Origin of the sequence: Rhizobium leguminosarum (genome assembly GCF_010668065.1) — a bacterium.
Taxonomy (GTDB): domain Bacteria; phylum Pseudomonadota; class Alphaproteobacteria; order Rhizobiales; family Rhizobiaceae; genus Rhizobium; species Rhizobium leguminosarum_S.
Genome location: NZ_WUEN01000003.1, coordinates 370,444 through 390,985 on the forward strand (window position 1 = coordinate 370,444; position 20,542 = coordinate 390,985).

Genomic DNA, 20,542 nt, shown 5'->3' on the forward strand with positions numbered 1-20,542 from the left:
ATGCGTGTCGATGATGCAGCCATTGATGCGGGAAGCTACGACATCATCATCGTCGGCGCGGGATCGGCGGGATGCGTTCTGGCCAACCGGCTGTCGGCCGATCCGAAGACCCGCGTCCTGCTGCTCGAAGCCGGCGGCAGCGACCGGTATCATTGGGTGCATGTGCCGATCGGCTATCTCTACTGCATGGGCAATCCGCGCACCGATTGGATGATGAAGACGGCGGCGGAGGCCGGACTGAACGGCCGGTCATTGCCTTATCCGCGTGGAAAAGTGCTCGGCGGCTGCTCGTCGATCAACGGCATGATCTACATGCGCGGCCAGGCGGCTGATTACGACGGCTGGCGGCAGGCGGGTAATTCCGGCTGGGGCTGGGACGACGTGCTGCCCTATTTCCTGAAATCCGAGGACAACTATCGTGGCAAGTCGCCAATGCACGGGGCAGGCGGCGAATGGCGGGTGGAAAAGCAGCGGCTGTCCTGGCCGATCCTCGATGCCTTTCGCGACGCGGCTGAAGAACTCGGTATCCCGAAGACCGACGATTTCAACGATGGCAACAATGAAGGCTCGGGCTATTTCGAGGTCAACCAGCGCGGCGGCCTGCGCTGGAATACGACCAAGGCCTTTCTGCGCCCGGCGATGAAGCGGCCCAATCTGCGTGCGCTGACCGGCGCCGAAACCGAGCGGCTGGAATTTGACGGCAGAATGGTGACTGGCGTGCGGTTCCGGCTGAACGGACGGAGTCATCTGGCTCGCGCCGGTCGCGAGGTCATTTTGTCTGCCGGTGCGATCAATTCGCCGAAAATCCTGGAGCTTTCCGGGGTCGGTCGCCCGGATGTGTTGTCCGCTGCCGGACTGGACCTCGCCCATGAACTTCCGGGTGTCGGCGAAAACCTGCAGGACCATCTGCAAATCCGTACGGTCTTCCGCATCGAGGGCGCAAAGACGCTGAACCAGCTGTATCACAACCTGTTCACTCGGGCGGGTATGGGGCTTGAATATATGCTGCGCCGGTCCGGGCCCTTGTCGATGGCGCCGAGCCAGCTCGGTATCTTTGCCAAGAGCGATCCGGCCGTTGCGACCGCCGATCTCGAATATCACGTGCAGCCGTTGAGCACCGACCGGCTCGGCGAGCCGCTGCACAAATATCCCGCCGTCACCGTCTCCGTCTGCAATCTGCGGCCGGAGAGCCGGGGGACCGTGCATGTTGGCGGCCCGGACTTTTCCGTGGCGCCGGAAATCCGCCCGAATTATCTTTCGACCGTCGGCGACCGGATGGTTGCGACGAAATCGATCCGGCACGCCCGCCGGCTCATGGAGGCGGGTGCGATCGCCAAGTACCGGCCGCAGGAGATGCTGCCGGGCATGGAATACCGGACTGACGAGGAACTGATCCGTCGCGTCGGCGATATCGCCACGACGATCTTCCATCCGGTCGGTACCTGCAAGATGGGGAGCGACATGATGGCGGTTGTCGATCCGCAATTGCGGGTGCATGGGCTGGCGAAACTGCGGGTGGTCGATGCCTCGATCATGCCGACGATCGTGTCGGGCAACACCAACTCGCCGGTAATCATGATTGCCGAGAAGGCCGCGGAAAGCATTCTATCAGGGGTGTGATGAGCTCTTCGCCGTGATGAACTCCTCGCATTGTCTAAAGCGAATGCGTGGAACATCCTTTTGTCAGAGACAAAATGCTCAGTTTGCCGCGACTGCGCTGGCGTGAGCGTCGTCACGCGTAATATTCGGAATTTCCAAGGTGCTGACGTTAAATGACACGCCCAGACCTCGGTTGCCGGCGTTTCGGCTTAAAGCACGTCGCACAAAACTGTGCGTTTTGCGACAACGACATGCGCAGCAAAAAGACCCGGAGCGCGAAGAGCGAATCTGAAAGATCGCGCCGCGCTGTAGAGTACGAAGGCATTCGCGCCTGCGGCTCGCGATGATGAGCCCAACCCGCTCAATGCAGGTTGGGCCATTTTTGATCAGAGGGTCGAGACGTTCTCAGCCTTCGATTTTCCGGTCTTGCGATCCTGTCCAACTTCGAAGCTGACCTTGTCGCCTTCGCGGAGCGACCCGCCGCTTTGCAGCGCAGACACGTGAACAAAAACGTCCTGCCCGCCACCCTCAGGGGTGATGAAGCCGAAGCCCTTGTCGTCATTGAAGAATTTAACGGTACCTGTCGGCATGAGATAACTATTTCCTTGTATCGTTCAGCGATTTGCGAAGGCGAAACTATAGCTTCGGGGCTTCTCTATCAACCCTTTAGCACGCCGGCGGCACTTTGAATGTAAAAAGATATCAGCTCCGGCGAAGGTCAATGCGGCTCGTAACAACCGATCGACCTGTAGCGGGGTCGGTATCGACGGTTGTGAGGCGCATGCCCGATGCCCCGGTTTTTTCAATCGTCATCTGCGCACGTCGATCGCCATTGACCTCTTTCGCCCATTTGATCGCGAGGCTTATGGCATTACCAGCGCGCTTTCCGCCTAGACCCGCGGTGCCGGTGCCCGCGCCCACGTACGATCCGGTGTAGCTGTCACCACTGGCCTTGAGGTTAGCGCTGATGACACGGGAAAAAACGACGAGACTGGTGCAGCGTCCATTGAGTGCAAGGGAACTTGCATTCGCATCCGATTTGAAACGGCAAGTGACTTTAATGGTGGGTGCGTTTGTTCGCACTTTCACCGTACCATTGCCGCTCCAACTTCCCGCCAGTGTTTTGAGGAAGGCGGATTCATCGGCGTGGGCGGCGCCGGCCGTGAGCATTGACGCCGTCGCAGCGGCGATGGCGCAGGCAAGGATCTTAAACATCTGGGTAACTTTCGGGCCGCATAACATCCGCATCATGACGCTCGGCTCTTCGAGGAGGAGGGTGTCATATAACCGCTCGGCGATGATTTGGTTCCGTATGGGAGGCATTCGATCGCGTTCCCAACGCGGCGCGCACGTTTTCAACAAGATCAATGGACCAAAGATGGCCACGCAGGCTGAAAGGGATTGCCGATCTCCCGCCGCAGGCTTTAGATCGGTCTTACACAATGAGATTGTGCAACCAGGCCGGAATGACATCAATTCCGCTATAGCGCCCAGCGTCTTTTCAGATGCGCAAAGGACGCCGCAGCGCTTTGAATTGCTGCCTCATTGGCCGCTGCCTGAGCTTGCCAACCCACTGCGCTGTCACATATGAGGGGTCCGACGCCATTGCCTTCACTTGTTCTTCCTGGTCGCCCGCTTTCGTTGGCGCGCAACGTTATCTCCACGCCGAATGCTTACTTCTGGGCAACGCCCATTATCTTGGCGCTGGCTGTCTTTCTATTCGTCTCGGAAGCACCAGGCGTGATCCGCGATTTCCAGATCAGCCAGAACCCTTTGACGCTGGAAAATGGCGATGTTCAAAACGGGCGATGCACGACACGCAAGGCAGTCCTTACCGATTGCGAGGCACGCCTTGTCTACAGCTACGGTGGACGAGACTACGACACCGAGGTGGAGGTCATGTTCGTCGATTTCCATACCGGCGACTACGAAACCGGTCTTGTGATATCAGCCGATCATCCGGAACTTGCGACGATGAGTCTGGGTCTGGACATGCTCTGGAACCGGATCATCACGCTCACTGTGTTCGCGCTACTGTTTGGCGGCATGGGCTTGGGGATGATATTTCTCGCTATCCGCATCTGGTGGGTCAAAGGCCAATTGCTTCGGCCCGCCATCCTGACCCCCGTTCCGGTCGAGATCACTGCATTCGATCGCAAACGCGGCGTCCTTTCCATCACCTATAATGACAAGATTGCCGACGACAAAACGGGGCGATCGGCTTACACGCGCATGAAGAATGGAGAGGAGCCTCTGATCGTCAGTGAAGCCAATGGCAAGGCGATCGGGCTGGCCGTGAGGCACGGGAACACGGCCCTGCCAGTGCTTCTCGACGATCGTCTGCAGCGCGTGGAGCTTACGGATAGTGAGCGCACCGCAGCTCTTGCACCTTTCGCGTATCAGCAAGAAGGCGATCGGGGTGTGCCGGTTCTGATTGATGAACCTAAAGGGACGGTATCGATCTGGAAGCGGCTGCAGGCTTTCTTCGGTGTGTTGCTTCTGATCGTCGTCGGTGTGGTCGGCTTCTGGCTTTGGTACGTCACGACCTCCCCGACAGCATTCCAGTCGCCCGGCATGGACATCAACAATCTCATGCCAGCGCCGTTGAACGAGTGGGGATGCGAGCAGCTGAAGAAGCGGTTCGGTCAGGATCGCGCGCCGTTTGGTTGCGTCGCCGACGATTATACGAGCTGGAAAAAGAAAGATGGCCCCTGCTGTTTGACCGGGCTACGCCCTCCCGTACATCCGGCTCGCGCGCAGCAGGCGTTGCGAATAGGGGTGTTCGACCGCACCTTTTCGTAGGGCGCCGACATCGACCTGCTCGACGATCTCGCCCGCTTCCATGATGGCGACGCGGCTGCACATGTGCGAGACGACGGCGAGATCATGGCTGACGAGCAGATAGGTCAGACCGCGATTGGTGCGCAGATCCTGGAGGAGATTGAGGATTTCGGCCTGAACGGACACATCGAGCGCCGATGTCGGTTCGTCGAGAAGCAGAACGTCCGGATTCAGCATCAGCGCGCGGGCGATCGCCACGCGCTGGCGCTGGCCGCCGGAGAGCTGGTGCGGAAATCTGTAGCTCAGCGCCGGATCGAGGCCGACCGATCTCAGGACGGCGTTGACGTCGACGGAATTCGTATCCAGGCCCTGGTTGCGCAGCGGTTCTTTCAGCTGCGAGCGGATGGTCTTGCGGGGATGGAGGGATCCGTAGGGGTCCTGGAACACCATCTGCACCCGGCGGAAGAATGGCCGACTGCGCCGTTGAGCCAACGGCTCGCCTTGAAGCTCGATCCGGCCGTCATAATTGGCGTTGAGGCCGGAAAGCGCCCTCAGGACAGTGGACTTCCCGCAGCCGGACTCGCCGACCAGGCCGAAAGCAGTTCCCTTTTCGATGGCGAAGCTTACGTCTCGAACGACAGGTCGCTGTCCGGGTCCGAAACGGACCGTAAGATTGTCGATTTTAATCACCGCGGCGGCTCCAATGCGAATTCTTCAAGCCAGGCCGGATCTCGTTTCAGGATCGGCAGCCGGGCAGGGGGGTCTTCGATCGTCGGCAGGGATGCCAGCAAGCCTTGCGTATAAGGATGTCTGGCCTTGTCGAGATCGCGCGCCTCGAGCACTTCCACGACCCGTCCCGCATACATGATGAGGACGCGATCGCAGAAATTCCTGATGAGATTGAGATCGTGGCTGATGAAGATCAGCCCGAGATTACGGCGCAGGACGAGCTCATCGAGCAGGGCCAGGATCTCGAGCCTCACCGTCACGTCGAGCGCTGACGTCGGCTCGTCGGCGATCAGCACTTCGGGTTCGGCAATCAGCATCATGGCGATCATCGCCCGCTGGCCCATCCCGCCGGAGATTTCGTGCGGATAAAGGCGGGCCACGCGCTCGGGATCACGGATCTGGACGGCTTCGAGCATATCGAGCGCTTGGCTGTAGGTTTTGCTCTTGCTCACCCTTGGATGATGGAAGCGGTAGGTCTCGGCGATCTGTTCGCCGATCCGCATGACGGGATTGAGCGAATATTTCGGATCCTGCAGGATCAGGCCGATCCGCCGCCCCCTGATCGTCATCATCGTTTTTTCGTTCGCCTTGAGCAGATCGACGTCGCGAAAGCGCATCCGCTCGGCATTGACGATCGCCGTCGGTGGCAGCAGCTTCATGATGGCGCGGCCAACGGTCGACTTTCCCGATCCGGATTCACCGACGATCCCGAGCTTTTCCTGTCCAAGCGAAAAGCTCACGCCGCGCACGGCCCGCACCTGTCCGCCGCCGAAGGCGATTTCGAGGTTCTGAATATCGATCAGGTCAGTCATTCCGAACCTCGGGGATCGAGAACATCGCGAAGCGCATCGCCGACAAGGTTGAAGGCGAGGCTGACGAGCGCGATGGCAATGCCGGGTGCTGCGATGACCCAGGGGCTGTCCAGCATGAATTCACGCCCGCTGGCGGCCATCGAACCCCATTCCGGCCATGGCGGCTGCGCGCCGAGGCCGAGGAAGCCGAGACCGGCGGCAGTGATGATGATGCCGGCCATGTTGAGGGTGACGCGGACGATCACCGAGGGAATGCACATCGGCAGGATGTGACGAGTGATGATCGCGATCGATGTCGCGCCCTGCAGGCGTACGGCGGCGATATAATCCGCCTTGCGAAGGCTGAGCGTCTCGGCGCGTGCAAGGCGCGCGATCGGCGGCCAGGCCGTCAGCGAAATCGCGATGATCGCATTGGTGATGCCGGGACCGAGTGCTGCGGCAAAACCCAGCGCCAGAACGAGGCCGGGGAAGGAGAGAAAAATATCGGTGACGCGCATCAGGATTTCATCGACGATGCCGCCGAAATAACCCGAGACGGTGCCGATCAGCAGGCCGAGCGGGGCGACAATGACCGTGACGAGCATGATGATGTAGAGCGTCGTGCGGGCGCCATAGATCACCCGGGAAAAGACGTCGCGGCCGAAATTGTCGGTGCCGAGCCAATGGCTCGCCGATGGCGGGGCAAGCCGCCCGGCCATGTCCTGAACGATCGGATCGTAGCTCGTCAGCAGGGGCGCGGCCAACGCCACGACGATCAGCACTACAATGATGGCTAATCCGACCAGCCCAAGCGGGTGCAGGCTGAATTTCCGCCAGCCCTGGTGAATTTGCTGCGCCGATGACTGGAACCAGCCTCGAGGCTCCGGTGCGAGCAGCCAGTTGCGAAGGCCGCCGGTGTTGACGCTGTCTGCGTGCTCAGAGGAGATCGTCATGGCGTCACCGTGTCCTCGGATCAAGAATGCGATAAAGGAAGTCCGACAGGATGTTGATCGTCAGGAAGACGGCGCCGATCGTCAGCACCGAACCCATGACCACGTTCATGTCGTTCATCTGCAGCCCCCGGGTCAGGTACTGGCCGAGCCCCGGCCACCCGAAGACTGTCTCGATCAGCACCGCGCCTTCGAGCAGCCCGCCGAAGGTCAGCGCCATGATCGTCAGGAGCTGTACGCGGATGTTCTTGAATGCATGGCGCCAGACCACCTTTCGGGTGCCGAGCCCCTTGGCCCGCGCAGTGATGATGTATTCCTGGCTCAGTTGCTCCAGCATGAAGCTCCGCGACATGCGGCTGATATAGGCCACGGAATAGTAGCCGAGGATTGCCGCCGGCAGGATGATGTGGCCGAGCGCGTTGTAAAACACGTCCCATTGGCCTTGAATCGCCGCGTCGATCAGGAGAAAGCCCGTCATCGGCGTGACGAGGCCTTCATAGAAGACATCGATCCGGCCCGAGGCGCCGACGAGCTTCAGCTTCGCATAAAAGACGAAGAGCGCCATCAGCCCGGTCCAGAAGATCGGGATGGAGTGGCCGGCAAGGGCGACGATCCGCGCGATGTGGTCGATAACGGTTCCGCGCCTGACCGCAGCGGTGATCCCTAAGGGAATGCCGACGATCGCCCCGATGATCATGGCGATGATCGCAAGTTCAATCGTCGCGGGAAAGATCGTCATCAGATCGGTGAGGATCGGTTGGCCCGTCGTCGCCGACATGCCGAGATCGCCTGTGGCGATCTTGCCGACGTAGGACAGGAACTGCATCCAGATCGGTTGCCCAAGACCCAGCTCGTTATAGACGCGATCGTAAACCTCCTTGCTGACTTCCGCCCCGGTGATGGCGAGCACCGGGTCGGCGGGCAGCAGGCGGCCCATCGAGAAGGTCAGGAAGAGAAGGCCGAGCAGCGTCGTCACGACGGCCACAACACGTCCCGCCAGGCGCCGCAGCAGGCTCAGTGCCGGGTGCGGGGCCGCCTCGGCGAACCCGCCCGCCGGGGAGTGCCTGCTGCTCTCCCCCTTCGTGATGTCGACGCTTGCCACGGCGTTCTACTCCTTGGTCACGTCGTGCCAACGCGTCGACCATGTCGTATGCCCGTGATAGCCCTTCACGTTGGCGCGCATGACATAGGGGTCGGTTCGCTGGAAGAAGATGACCAGCGGCGAAGCCATGCCGGCATAGATGCCGTCCATCTTCTTGAAGATGTCGGTGCGCTTTTCCGTGTCGCGCTCCTTCATTGATTGGTCGATGAGCGTGTTGAGCTCGTCCACCTTCATGCCCGTGCGCCAGAGGTAATAGCTGCCGAGGCGTGCCTCGTCGCTATTGTCGGGGTTGAAGGCATATTGCGTGGCGACCGCGAAGGGATCGGGCAGACGGGCGCCGGAATTGCCGAGCAGCACTTCGAATTTGCGCTCGCGGAAGGCGGGCGTGAACTCGCCGGGCACGAGATCGAGATCGATGCCGGCGGCGCGCGCACTCGCCTGCAGCGCTTCGGCGAAGGGCAGGGTCGGGGCTCCCGACGGATTGAGCACCTTCTTCAGGCCATTGGGATATCCGGCCTCCGCCAGCAGTTGCTTGGCCTTGGCGGGATCGTAATCGTAGCGCACCTCCGCCTCGCCGGGAGCGCCGATCATGCCGCGCGGGATCATCGACTGCCAGGGAAAGCCCGTATGGCGCATGATGTTGCCGGAGATCGCTTTCCAGTCGAAGGCATGCTGGAAGGCCTCGCGAACCTTCGGCTTCTGCAGATCCGGGTCTTTCTGATTGAGGGCGATATAGTAGAAGCCGAGACCCGGGACATTCTCGATGACCATGTCCTTCTTGGTAGCGAGCGCATCGAGATCGCCGCTTGCCACATACTGGCCGACATCGACGTCGCCGGCTTCGAGCTGAAGCCGGAGATTGCCGGATTCCGGGATATGACGAGCGACGACGCGCGCCATGGCCGGCTTGCCGCCCCAGTATTTCGGCTGCGCATTGAAGATCGCGACATCGTTCGGCCGCCACTGCGCCAGGCTGAATGGGCCGCTGCCGGCGGAATTGGCTGAAAGCCAGGCGCCGCCGAAATCGCTGTTCGCTTCGTGCGACAGCACCGTCTTCTTGTCGACGATGCCGATCGATGAGCCCGCCAGCGAATAGAGCACCAGATCGGTATTGACCGCTTGCGGCAGCTCGATCTCGAGCGTGTATTCGTCTTTTGCGCGAACGAGCTTTTCGACGTTTTCAGGTGTGAAGCCCCAGAGCGCGATATCTGTGGAGCCGACCTGGCCCATCTTGATGACGCGCTGGATCGACCAGGCGGCATCCTCGGCGGTCACCTTGTTGCCGCTCTGGAAGACCGCGTCGTCGCGTAATGTCAGCGTGATGATCTTGCCATCCGCCGAGACGCTCCATTGCGTCGCGAGCATCGGCTTCAGCGTTTTAAGATCGTCCGGCGACAGTTGCACGAGGTTGTCGTAGAGATTCGAGATCAGCTCGGAAACCGTGCGGGCATTGTTCTGGGCCGGATCGAGCGTCCTTATGCCGGTGAGATTGGTGCCGATCACCAGCATGTTGGGCGGCGACGCCGCGAAGCTGGGCTGCGCCGTCGTCAGGGCGCCGGCAATTGCGATCGTTGTCAGTACTTGTCTCAGCATCTCAAGACCTCCCAATCCTGTTGTTTGTGGATAGTGTCGAAATCAGCCGGCCGCCTTTGCGGCCGGCTGGTCTGAATGAGTTTGAATGTCGCCTTCGGCCTCCCAGCCTTGAAGCAGCCGATGAAGCTCCTCGCGGTCATGCTGGTCGAGCTGCGGCAGTCCCGGCACACGCACGGGACCGACATCGAGACCGGAATAGGTGACGGCTTCCTTGACGACGGTCACGTTCGTGCCATTGCGGAATTTGGTTCGCATCCGCTCGAATGGCTCGAGCTTGTTGACGACCGCCCTGGCGGCGGCAAAATCGCCTTTTTCAAGCGCAGCGTGGACCGCAAGCGAGAGCTTCGGCGCCACATTGACGAGGCCGGACGTGAAGCCGCGGGCGCCGGCTGCGGTAAATGTCGGCGCCCAGCTCTCCGCCAGGCCGCAGACGAACAACGCGCCGCCGGGGCTCGCCGCCGGGATCGCCCTCGACAACAACATCAGATCGGTCGTGGCGAATTTGATGCCGGCAATATTGCCGTGATTTGCGAGGCGGACGATATCAGCGACGGCGAAGCCATCCGCCCTGACATAGGCGATGAGCGGCAGGGCGGAAGCATCCGCAAGATTGCAGAAATAGTCGATCTGGGCTGCAGGTGCTGCGAAGGGATCGACGGGTTGATGCGACATGACGGCGGACGCGCCGATCGCCGCCGCATCTTTCGCCATCCCGATCGCCTCGCGCAGCGACCGGCCGATCGCCGCCGTCACGGGCGCCTTGCCGTTAACGCCTGAAACCGCCGCCTCGTGGACGATCCTAATCTCCTGCGGCGTCAGAGCATAGAATTCCCCGGTATTGCCGGCAGCGACGATGTTGTGAATACCCGCTGCCGCCACCCGCTCATAGACCTTCGCCGTGATCCGGGGTTCGACTTCACCCTGGCTGTCATAGGCGGTGACCGGAACACCCGATACGCCTGTAAGCGCCTTGCGCATGGTTGCGATGCTCATCTTTCTTCCCCGTTATCTTTCCATCAATCCGCCGTCACCCGAAAGGTGATCGGCACGCCGTCACCCGAAAGGTGATCGGCACGCCGTCACCCGAAGGGTGATCGGCACGCTGTCATCCGACGGGATGATCCCCAAAGCGGAAGGGCGGCAGGCCCTCTGCATCCACGTCGAAGGCCATCACCGTCCCCGCCTCGAAACGTCCGGTGCGGTCTGTCGACAGGCTCGTGACGAAGAGGGTGCGCAGATCCGGCCCTCCGAAACACGGCATCGTCGGTGCTGCGACCGGTAGAATGTAGATTTCGACGATGTCGCCTTCGGGCGATATTCGGTTGAGGCGACCGGCGGACACGCCGGCGCTCCAGTAGAACCCGTCACGATCGGTTGTCGCCCCGTCCGGCCGACCCTCGTCTTCGGTGAAGCTGCGAAGCCGGCGCCCATCGCCGAGGTCGCCCGTATCAGCATCGAAGTCGAACGCCTGCAGGAAGCATTGCCGGCTGTCGGAGTGATACATCCGCCGGCCGTCCGGCGACCAGGCAAGGCCGTTGGAGCTCGTCAGTTTCGTGGCCACGGTCCGTGTGCTGCCGTCGGCGCCCACGCGGTAAAGTGCGGCCTCATCGGTCTGCGGCTTGGCTTCGCTGAACGAGCCGATCCAGAAGTGCCCGTCGGGGCCGACCTTTCCGTCATTGAGGCGGCAGTTGATGTGGCGCCCGACTGGATCGGAAACGAGCTCAAAATCTCCAGAGACGGGATCGAAGAGATGGACGCCCGTCTGAAGCGCCACGACGATCCTGTGATCGCGGCAAAGCCCGAGGGCGCCGATTGCAGCCGGCATGTCGAAGCGGTCGATCTTTCCTGAAGCCGAGAGCCGGACGAGTGCTGGCGCCTGGATATCGACGAACCACAAAGTGCCGGTCTCTTCGTCCCATACCGGCGATTCACCGACGGTCAGCGGCTGTTGGAACACCGGGCGGACGTCAGGACGGATGATCCGAGGCGCCGTCATTCGACCGTTTCCAGGCTCTTGGCCAGGCCCTCGGCGTCGCGCATGCGGATGGTGCCGTCGTGATTGATCTCACAGAACCCGCCACCCTGGAACGCCAGCGCGACCGGCCCTTCGGATCCCTCTTCGATCAGGGCGTGGTCACGCGGCCGGTCCTGCGGCTGGTAGCCCAATCGTGTCGCCAGATCGTTCTCCCACCACATCTCCTCGGTGTCAGAGACGCCGTAGACCACTGTTGCTGCGATCAACGGGTGCGAAAGCCCGATCCTGACCAATTGCGCCAGGTCTCGCGCGCTGATCCAGATCGCAATCGATCGTTCGCTGTTGGGATAGGTGCCCGCATTGCCGATGCGGATGGAAAGAGAGCGAATGCCCGAAGTGTCGTAGTAAAGCCCCGCCACAAGTTCGCCCCAGCATTTGGAAAGTCCATAGGGGCTGTCGGGGCGCATAGGGTCGAGCGGCGACACGAGCTGGCCGCGCGGATAAAAGCCCGTGGCATGATTGCTCGATGCATAGACGACCCGCTGGACCTTGTTGATCCGCGCCGCTTCGTAGAGATTGTATGTTCCAAGCACGTTCGCGTGCAGAATGGCGTTCATGTCCGTGCCACTTGCGATACCCGCCAGATGGACAACGCCATCGATATCCTTCAGCGCAGCCGTCGCCTCGTCGAGCTTTGTAAGGTCGGCCTTGACGAAATTCTCGTTTTCGCCAAGCCCGTCAGGTTCCTGGAGATCGATCAGGCTGAGGTGCTCGACATGCGACCGAAGAAGCGGGCGCAGTAGCGTCCCTACACGTCCGGCAGCACCCGTCATAGCGACCCGTTTCATCGTCTCTCCTCCCATTATCGCTCAAACGCCCTGGAACATGCGCGCACGAGCATTCAGTATGTGTTTTTTCATCGCATCATGCGCTTCGGTTTCCCGGTGCGCGAAGATCGCCTCGACGATCACCGCATGCTCATCCTGGACGCTGCGGATCTGTTCCGGCGTCCGCTTCAAGCTCAAGCTTCGCGTAACGGAATGCCCGATGGCGAAATGCGGCTTGAACCACTCGCGCAGGGTGATGTGGAACTGGTTCCCGGTCGCCATGGCAATTGCATCATGCAGCGCCTGGTCCTCCTCGGCGCCAAGTTCCCCGTTGCGCAGGCATTGCTCGATCGAAAGAAGCGTTGCCGTTATCCGCTCCTTGTCGACCGGTTGCCAGTTTCGCGCTGCAAGCTCCGCCGCCTCGGCTTCGAGACCGGCGCGGAATTCGAAGAAACGCTGGACATCTGCCAAGGAGCCGACCGGCACCATTTTCAGCATCGAAGAATCCGGCCTTTGCCTGACATAGGAACCGGAACCCTTGCGCGAAACGACCAGCCCATCAGCTCTCAAGCGTTCGAGCGCTTCGCGCACGACGGGTCTCGATGCGCCGAAATCAGCGGCGAGCCTCGTCTCCGGCGGTAGCCGTTCGTTCACCGGAAAATTGCCGTCGGCGATCATTCCCACGATCTTCTCGTAGATGATGTCGCTGAAGCGCGTTGCGCCCCTGTTCGAAACAGCATCGACGGCGAATGTCATCATGGTCCTTTTCTCTCAACGCCGCGTGCGCCGGGTCAGCGGCCGCACCTTGGCTGTCGCCGGCCACGATGTTCAGGGCGGCGACAGCATCTGACAGATCCAACGTTTTTCGTCCTGTTGGCCGTATTTCAGCGGCACAACGTCGCATTTCAATGCAGCATGGCTACAAAATTTGTAATTATCTGTCAACTCTTGTAATCATTTGAGAACGTGTCTATGGTTTCGATCGTAGCGCCGAGGAGGGCGCCAGCGTCGGGTCGGGAGCCCGCCGCATCAGCCGGTGCAAAGGCTGCGCCGGCACAAAAGGGAGGAATTCGATGGCCAAAGAAATACTGTCGCGTGGCGTCACGCGCCGCGCCGTGCTTGGTGGCATGGCTGGTGTCGCGGCGCTGTCTATCGCCGGTCGCGTGTCTGCCGCAGGCGGCGAAGCGCCGGCCCTTGCGCAGCTCGCCAAGGATGGAAAGCTGCCGCCGCTGGCTGAGCGCCTGCCGAAAAAGCCGATGGTCGTGACGCCGTTCGAGAAGGTCGGCACCTATGGCGGTTCGCTGCGCCGCGGCCTTCGCGGTTCATCCGACCATAACGGCATCCTGCGTATGGTCGGCAACCAGAGTCTCGTGCGCTGGAACCTCGATTTTACCGCCGTGCAGCCGAACCTTGCCGAGCGCTGGGAGGTCAGCGACGACGCAACACAATTCACGTTCCATCTGATCGAAGGCGTGCGCTGGTCTGACGGTCATCCCTTTACGGCCGATGACGTCGTTTTCGCGATCGAAGACTGCGTCAAGAACACCGAGCTCTACAGCTCGACACCGGCGCAGCTTGCTGTCGCCGGCAAGCCGGTGACCGTCGAGAAGGTCGACGACTATACAGTGAAGTTCACCTTTGCCGCGGCCAATGCGCTTTATCTGGAAAACCTCGCCACACCGCTTGGCCAGCATCCGACGCTGTTCCCGAAGCATTATTGCAGCCAGTTCCTGCCCAAATATAATCCCAATATCGAGGCCGATGCGAAGAAGGCCGGCGTCACCAGCTGGACGGAGCTCTTCCGCAGCCGTTGCGGCGACATCGAGATCCCGTCGCGATGGGGCAATGTCGACAAGCCGACGCTCGATCCATGGGTGGTCAAGGAGCCCTATGCCGGCGGCGCGACGCGCGTCGTCATGACCCGCAACCCTTATTTCTGGCAGGTCGATACCGAGGGCAACCAGCTTCCCTACATCGATGAAATCAACTTCGGCATCTCGCAGGACGTCGAATCGCTGATGTTGAACGTCATCTCTGGAAAGATCGACATCCAGGAACGTCACATCAGCGTCCTCGCCAACAAGCCGACGCTGTCCAAGAACATGGAAAAGGGCGATTATCGGCTGCTGACGCTCGTGCCTTCGGCCTCGCAACAGTGCCAGATCTATTTCAACATCACCCACAAAGATCCTGCCATGCGCAAGATGTTTGCCGACAAGGCGTTCCGGCAAGCGCTTTCGATCGGCATCAATCGCCAGGAGCTCATCGACATCGTCTATTTCGGACAGAGCGAGCCCTACCAGGCCGGGCCGCGTCCGACCCATCCCTGGTATAACGAGACGTACGCGCGCCAATTCACCGAATTTGACGCCGACAAGGCAGGAGCGATGCTCGATGAAGCCGGCTACAAGAAAGGCGGCGACGGTTTCCGCCTCCGGCCCGACGGCCAGAAGGTGTTCTTCTCGATCGACGTCATTCCGACGCTCTATCCCGACCTCGTCGATGCCCTGGAACTGGTCAAGGCGCATTGGGCTCAGATCGGTGTCGACATGAAGGTCAACACGATCGAGCGGGCGCTCTATTACACCCGCGGCGACGACAACGCCCATGATGCGGCGGTGTGGCCGGGTCCTGGCGGTCTCGATCCGATGCTCGATCCGCGCGATTTCTTCGCCTTCCATCCGCAGGGTTCGCGTTACGCCATCCCGTGGACGCTTTGGTACACCTCCAACGGTGCACGCGGCGAAGAACCGCCGGAAAGCCAGAAGAAGCGCATGAAGCTCTTCGACGAAGCGCGTTCGACGGCCGATCTCGACAAGCGCGGCGCGATCATGAAGCAGATCTTCGACATCGCGGCCGAGGAGTTCGAGACCGTCGGCCTTTGCCTTGCCGTCGGCGGCTTCGGCATCATCCGCAACAATCTGCGCAATGTTCCCGAGAAGGAGCCGGATAGCTGGTCCTGGCCGAATCCCGGCCCTGCAATGCCGCAGCAATTCACCTTCACGAGCTGATTTTCGTCTTGAGCGCCGTACCATCTGGTACGGCGCTTTCTTTCAGTTCGCCCTCCGAGATGCCTTGCCGGTCCTGACGGCCGACAAGGCCCGGAAGGCGGCGTTCAATGCAAGAGGCGCCTCATGCTGGTCTTTATCGCCAAACGCTTCCTATGGATGATCCCATCGCTGTTTGCCGTCAGCTTCCTGGCTTTCGTGCTGATCCAGCTGCCGCCGGGCGATTATGTCACGACCTATATTGCGACGCTGGCAGCCTCCAACGAGATCGTCGATCAGAACACGGCGGCGCAATTGCGCGAGCGCTTCGGCCTCGGCGACCCGATGCTCGTCCAATATTTCAAATGGATATGGGGCATTCTCACGCGCGGCGATTTCGGCATTTCCTTCGAATGGCAGCAGCCGGTCTCTGACCTGATCTGGGAGCGCATGGCGCTGACGCTGGTTCTGGCCCTGTCGACATTGATCGCCACCTGGGCGATCGCGCTGCCGATCGGCGTCTATTCCGCCGTGCGCAAATATTCGATCGGGGACTATTTCTTCACCGCCTTCACCTTTTTCGGCCTGGCCGTTCCGTCCTTCCTGCTGGCGCTGGTGCTGATGTATGTCGCGGCGGTCGAATTCGGACAGGATGTCGGCGGGCTCTTTTCGCCTGAATACGAGAACGCGTCCTGGAGCTTCGCCAAGATGGTCGACCTCTTCTCGCATCTCTGGCTTCCCGTCATCATCCTTGCCGTCTCCTCGACGGCGAGCCTCATCCGCGTCATGCGCGCCAACATGCTCGATGAATTGCCGAAGCCTTACGTCACAACGGCCCGGGCAAAGGGTCTCTCTGAGTTCCGGCTGCTGATGAAATATCCTCTGATGATCGCGCTTAATCCGTTCATCTCGACGATTGCCTGGCTGCTGCCCAACCTCATTTCCGGCTCGGTCGTCGTCGCCATCGTCCTCAATCTGCCGACGGCTGCACCTTTGCTGCTGCAGGCGCTGATGGCCCAGGACATGTATCTCGCCGGTGCCTTCGTTCTGCTGATCTGCGCGCTGACGCTGATAGGCTCTCTGATCAGCGATATCCTGCTTGCGCTGGTCGATCCCCGCATCCGGTTGGAATAGGAGCCTCACGTGGTCGACATCCCCATTACAAATATTCCGCCGGATCGCGCCGCCGTCGCATCGCAGTGGCAGCTCATCTGGTGGGCTTTCCGCCGGCACCGGCTGGCCATGGTGGCGCTTGTCGTCACCGTGCTGATGTATATCGTCGCCCTGCTTCCCGGCTTCTTCGCCATCAACGATCCGTACCTGCAAAATGCGCGGGCGACCTTTCACCCGCCGCAAAAATTGCATCTGATCGATACTGAGAACGGCTTCTCCTTCGGCCCGCATTATTATCCGATGAAGCTGACCCGCGATCCGGAAACGCTGGCCGCCATCTACAAGGAAGACACGACGAAGCGTGTCGATGTCCAGTTCTTCGGGCGAGGCTACGAATATTCGGTGTTCGGCCTGTTCAGGACCAACATCCATCTGATCGCCTCGCCCGACAAGACGACGCCGCTACTTCTCTTCGGCGCCGACAGGCTGGGGCGCGACGTCTTCAGCCGAACGGTGCAGGGCTCGCAGATCTCGTTGTCGATCGGCCTCGTCGGCGTCTTCTTCTCGCTCATGCTCGGCATCGTGCTCGGCGGTATCTCGGGATATTACGGCGGCCGCATCGATTTCTTCCTGCAGCGGGTGATCGATTTCGTGCTGTCGCTGCCGACGATCCCGATCTGGTTGGCGATGGCCGCGGCGCTGCCGCAAGACTGGCCTGCGACGCTGCAATACATGATGATCACGATCATCCTGTCGCTGACCGGCTGGGCGCAGCTCGCCCGCGTCGTTCGCGGCCGCTTCCTGTCCTTGCGCACCGAGGAATTCGTCGCCGCCGCCAGGCTCGACGGCGTTCGCGAAAGGCGCATCATCTTTCGCCACATGCTGCCGAGCTTTGCCAGCCATATCATCGCCTCGATCACGCTGGCGGTGCCGGCAATGATCCTTGCCGAAACCTCTCTCTCCTTCCTGGGCCTCGGTCTGCAGCCGCCGACCATCTCCTGGGGCGTGCTTCTGCGCGAGGCCCAGAACATTCGTTCGATCGCCACCGCGCCATGGCTCTTCATGCCGGGCTGTGCCGTCGTGGTCGCCGTGATGGCGCTCAACCTTCTCGGCGACGGTCTGCGCGATGCGGCCGACCCCTACAACAAATGAGGCCGGCATGACCGATATCCTTCCCATTGCCGGCAGGCCGCTGCTCCAGGTGAAAAATCTGACGGTCGAGTTCCCTCTGCGCACCGGCGTCTTTCGCGCCGTCAGCGATCTGTCTTTCTCGATCGAGCCGGGCAAGACGCTCTGTGTCGTCGGTGAAAGCGGATCCGGCAAATCGGTGACGGCGCGTTCGATCCTGCAGATCGTCGATGCGCCCGGCCGCATATCCGGCGGGTCGATCATATTGAACGATCAGAACGGCGGCTCGATCGATCTGACCAGCCTCAATCCGCGCGGGCGTCAGATCCGAGCGATCCGCGGCCGCGACATCGCCATGATCTTCCAGGAGCCGATGTCGTCGCTGTCGCCGATCCACACGGTCGGCAACCAGATCGTCGAGGCGCTTCGCCTTCACACCAGGATGAGCAAGGCAGAGGCGCGCGCTGAAGCCATATCGCTGCTTAAGCAGGTCGAGATTCCCTCACCGGAAAAAGCGCTGGACCGATATGCCTTTCAATATTCCGGCGGGATGCGCCAGCGCGCGATGATTGCCATGGCGCTCGCCTGCAAACCGCAGCTGCTGATCGCCGACGAGCCGACCACGGCCCTCGACGTGACGACGCAGGCCGAAATTCTCGACCTGATCGCCCGGCTGCAGAAGGCCAAGGGCATGGCCGTTCTCTTCATCACGCATGACATGGGTGTCGTTGCGCAGATCGCAGACGATGTGCTGGTCATGCATAACGGCGTCGCCAAGGAATATGCGCCGGTCGAGCAGATCTTTCATGCGCCGAAAGACGACTATACCCGCATGCTGATCGGCTCGGTGCTGAAGCTGGAAGCGAAGGCCGAAATCCGGCAGGCGCGCCCGCCGCTCGACACGACGGCGCCACCGATCCTCGAACTCCGCAATGTATCGATGGATTTCGGCGAGGTGAAAGCGCTGGACGATGTTTCCATTTCGCTTCTGCCGGGCGAGACGCTCGGCATCGTCGGCGAGAGCGGTTCCGGCAAGACGACGATGGGTCGCTCGATCATGCGGCTGATCGATCCGACTGCAGGCGAAATCCTTTATCGCCGTGCCGATGGTGACATCATCGATCTGGCAACGGCAAAAGGTCAGACGCTCGCCGCCGCACGGCGGGAATTGCGGATGGTTTTTCAGGATCCTTTCGGCTCCCTCAACCCACGCATGACCGTCTCGCAAATCATCGGCGAGCCGCTGCTCGTCAATGGCGTTGCAAAGGGCCGGGCGCTGGAAGAGCGGGTTTGTCACCTGATGGAGCAGGTTGGCCTCGACCCGAGGGCGCGCGAACGCTACCCACACGCCTTCTCCGGCGGCCAGCGCCAGCGCATCGGCATTGCCCGCGCCATCACCCTCAATCCGCGCGTCATCGTTGCCGATGAGGCGACCTCGGCGCTCGACGTTTCCGTGCGCTCGCAGGTGCTCGACCTGTTGATGCGTCTGCAGGACGAACTCGGGCTCGCCTATATCTTCATCAGTCATGACATCGGCGTTATCCGCTACATGTGCGACCGTGTCGGCGTCATGTACAAAGGCCAACTCGTCGAAATCGGCGATGCGGAGAAGGTCTGCCGCACACCCGAGCACGCCTATACGCAGGCGCTCATATCAGCGATTCCGCGCCCTGATCCGCGTGATCGCGATCAATCGCGGCGTTTCCGCTACGTTGCGCCGGACATTTTGAAGAATGGGAGTTTTCAGCGATGAAAATCACCGGGATCCGCACTTTTCTCATGCATGTCGGTCAGCCCGATCCCGCGAACTGGGCTTCCGACCAACGTTCTGGCGGTGGCGCCTCCAAGCAGTTCGGCGGCACCAGAAATTGGCTCTTTCTGAAGATCGATACCGACGAGGGTATCACCGGCATCGGTGAATGCTCAGGCTGGCCGCGCGTCGTCGAGACGGCGATTCATGATCTCGCCCCACTCCTCATCGGCGAAGATCCGGCCCATACCGAACGGCTATGGCAGAAGATGCATATCGCGATGATGGGCCATGGCATGCTCGGAACGGTCGGAGGCGGTGCGATGACCGGCATCGACATGGCGCTATGGGACATCAAAGGCAAGGCGCTCGGTGTGCCGGTCTGGATGCTGCTCGGCGGCAAGATGCGCGACCGGATCCCGATCTATTCGCATGCGAATACGCCCGAGCGCGCGCTTGCCATCAAGGAACGCGGCATAAAGGCGATCAAGTGCGGCGGTGTCACCGATCCGGTCCGCAAGGTTGCCGCGCTGCGTGATGCCGTCGGCGACGACATGGACATCGCCATCGATCTGCATGGGCCGCCGTGGCTGACGCCTGCGGATGCCTGCCGGCTGGTGCGGGCGCTCGAACCCTATGAATTGATGTGGGTGGAAGATCCGATCGCACCGGAGAATATCGACGGCTACCGGCGCATCCGCGACGCAGCACATATGCCGCTTGCCGCCGGCGAGCGCTCGGCGACCATCTTCGGCGAGCGTGAGCTCATCGAGAAGGAGCTGGTCGACGTGATCCAGCCGGACACCGGGCGGGCCGGCGGCATTACCCAAATGAAGAAGATCGCAGCCATGGCCGAAGCGCATCATATCCAGATGGCGCCGCATTCGGGCTCGCTCGGGCCGGTGGCGGAATATGCGGCCCTGCATCTGCTTGCAGCGATCCCCAACGCCCTCATCCTCGAGCGCCTCGACGACGACTGGGACGGCCGCCGCCAGACGATCGTGCCGCATCCGCAACAGGTCGACGGCTTGATCGCCGTTCCCGATGGCCCGGGACTTGGCTGCGATATCGACGAGGCCTTCGTGGCGCGCTTCCCCAGCAACGGCAATGTCTCGGTCCCGCAAAGTGCCGGTGCCTACAATCCCGGAACCGACAACGAGCATCTCTACGTGCAGACGCGCCAGTCGCGCCGCACCTATTTCAATCGCTAGAAGGAC

At 61.1% G+C, this 20,542-nt stretch carries 17 protein-coding genes and 1 pseudogene; 7 read left to right on the plus strand and 11 right to left on the minus strand.

The annotated features are described in order from the left end of the window. On the plus strand, nt 1–1,620 hold the full coding sequence (locus GR198_RS10135) for a GMC family oxidoreductase (protein ID WP_204337093.1): 1,620 nt from the start codon (nt 1–3) through the stop codon (nt 1,618–1,620). Nucleotides 1,621–1,985: 365 nt separating this feature from the next. Here GR198_RS10135 and GR198_RS10140 read toward each other — a convergent pair whose 3' ends face one another. Both GR198_RS10140 and GR198_RS10145 read right to left on the minus strand, forming a co-directional pair. Beyond that, complete coding sequence (locus GR198_RS10140) at nt 1,986–2,189, minus strand: cold-shock protein (RefSeq protein ID WP_003550088.1); 204 nt, start codon at nt 2,187–2,189, stop codon at nt 1,986–1,988. A gap of 112 nt (nt 2,190–2,301) precedes the next feature. After that, complete coding sequence (locus GR198_RS10145) at nt 2,302–2,922, minus strand: hypothetical protein (RefSeq protein WP_164068707.1); 621 nt, start codon at nt 2,920–2,922, stop codon at nt 2,302–2,304. 264 nt (nt 2,923–3,186) lie between these two features. Between GR198_RS10145 and GR198_RS10150 the strand changes: the two are divergent. After that, a pseudogene (locus GR198_RS10150) lies at nt 3,187–4,296 on the plus strand (hypothetical protein); the annotation flags it as partial. Between the two features lie 30 nt (nt 4,297–4,326). Here GR198_RS10150 and GR198_RS10155 read toward each other — a convergent pair. The 9 genes from GR198_RS10155 to GR198_RS10195 form a co-directional block, all read right to left on the minus strand. Beyond that, complete coding sequence (locus GR198_RS10155; RefSeq protein ID WP_164068709.1) at nt 4,327–5,070, minus strand: ABC transporter ATP-binding protein; 744 nt, start codon at nt 5,068–5,070, stop codon at nt 4,327–4,329. After that, nucleotides 5,067–5,921: an ABC transporter ATP-binding protein gene (locus tag GR198_RS10160; RefSeq protein WP_029871220.1), complete on the minus strand. Its 855-nt coding sequence runs from the start codon at nt 5,919–5,921 to the stop codon at nt 5,067–5,069. The genes GR198_RS10155 and GR198_RS10160 overlap by 4 nt, the downstream gene beginning before the upstream one ends. Continuing rightward, nucleotides 5,918–6,853: an ABC transporter permease gene (locus GR198_RS10165; protein WP_164068711.1), complete on the minus strand. Its 936-nt coding sequence runs from the start codon at nt 6,851–6,853 to the stop codon at nt 5,918–5,920. The genes GR198_RS10160 and GR198_RS10165 overlap by 4 nt, the downstream gene beginning before the upstream one ends. A 4-nt stretch (nt 6,854–6,857) precedes the next feature. Then, nucleotides 6,858–7,952, minus strand: a complete 1,095-nt coding sequence (locus GR198_RS10170; protein ID WP_164068713.1) for an ABC transporter permease — start codon at nt 7,950–7,952, stop codon at nt 6,858–6,860. Nucleotides 7,953–7,958: 6 nt separating this feature from the next. Then, nucleotides 7,959–9,545, minus strand: coding sequence for an ABC transporter substrate-binding protein (locus GR198_RS10175; RefSeq protein WP_164068714.1), 1,587 nt, complete (start codon nt 9,543–9,545; stop codon nt 7,959–7,961). A gap of 42 nt (nt 9,546–9,587) precedes the next feature. Next, a complete protein-coding gene (locus GR198_RS10180; protein ID WP_164068716.1) occupies nt 9,588–10,538 on the minus strand; it encodes a dihydrodipicolinate synthase family protein in 951 nt (316 codons plus the stop codon). 112 nt (nt 10,539–10,650) lie between these two features. Beyond that, entirely contained in the window at nt 10,651–11,541 is an 891-nt protein-coding gene (locus GR198_RS10185; protein WP_164068718.1) for an SMP-30/gluconolactonase/LRE family protein, read from the minus strand. Continuing rightward, the gene (locus GR198_RS10190) at nt 11,538–12,368 is read right to left on the minus strand and encodes an NAD-dependent epimerase/dehydratase family protein (protein ID WP_164068720.1); all 831 of its coding nucleotides are present in this window, start codon (nt 12,366–12,368) and stop codon (nt 11,538–11,540) included. Before GR198_RS10190 ends, GR198_RS10185 begins: the two co-directional genes overlap by 4 nt. 21 nt (nt 12,369–12,389) lie before the next feature. Continuing rightward, a complete protein-coding gene (locus tag GR198_RS10195) occupies nt 12,390–13,103 on the minus strand; it encodes a FadR/GntR family transcriptional regulator (protein WP_164024485.1) in 714 nt (237 codons plus the stop codon). Between the two features lie 317 nt (nt 13,104–13,420). Here GR198_RS10195 and GR198_RS10200 point away from each other — a divergent pair, with 317 nt between their 5' ends. The 5 genes from GR198_RS10200 (at nt 13,421) to GR198_RS10220 (ending at nt 20,536) form a co-directional block, all read left to right on the plus strand. Next, nucleotides 13,421–15,358 (plus strand): ABC transporter substrate-binding protein, encoded by a 1,938-nt coding sequence (locus GR198_RS10200; RefSeq protein ID WP_164024402.1) that lies wholly within the window; start codon nt 13,421–13,423, stop codon nt 15,356–15,358. Nucleotides 15,359–15,481: 123 nt separating this feature from the next. After that, entirely contained in the window at nt 15,482–16,468 is a 987-nt protein-coding gene (locus GR198_RS10205) for an ABC transporter permease (RefSeq protein WP_003562632.1), read from the plus strand. Between the two features lie 9 nt (nt 16,469–16,477). After that, on the plus strand, nt 16,478–17,599 hold the full coding sequence (locus tag GR198_RS10210) for an ABC transporter permease (RefSeq protein ID WP_163872662.1): 1,122 nt from the start codon (nt 16,478–16,480) through the stop codon (nt 17,597–17,599). Nucleotides 17,600–17,606: 7 nt separating this feature from the next. Next, complete coding sequence (locus GR198_RS10215; RefSeq protein WP_164024403.1) at nt 17,607–19,328, plus strand: ABC transporter ATP-binding protein; 1,722 nt, start codon at nt 17,607–17,609, stop codon at nt 19,326–19,328. Continuing rightward, complete coding sequence (locus GR198_RS10220; RefSeq protein WP_164068721.1) at nt 19,325–20,536, plus strand: mandelate racemase/muconate lactonizing enzyme family protein; 1,212 nt, start codon at nt 19,325–19,327, stop codon at nt 20,534–20,536. Before GR198_RS10215 ends, GR198_RS10220 begins: the two co-directional genes overlap by 4 nt. The last annotated feature ends 6 nt before the right edge of the window (nt 20,537–20,542 follow it).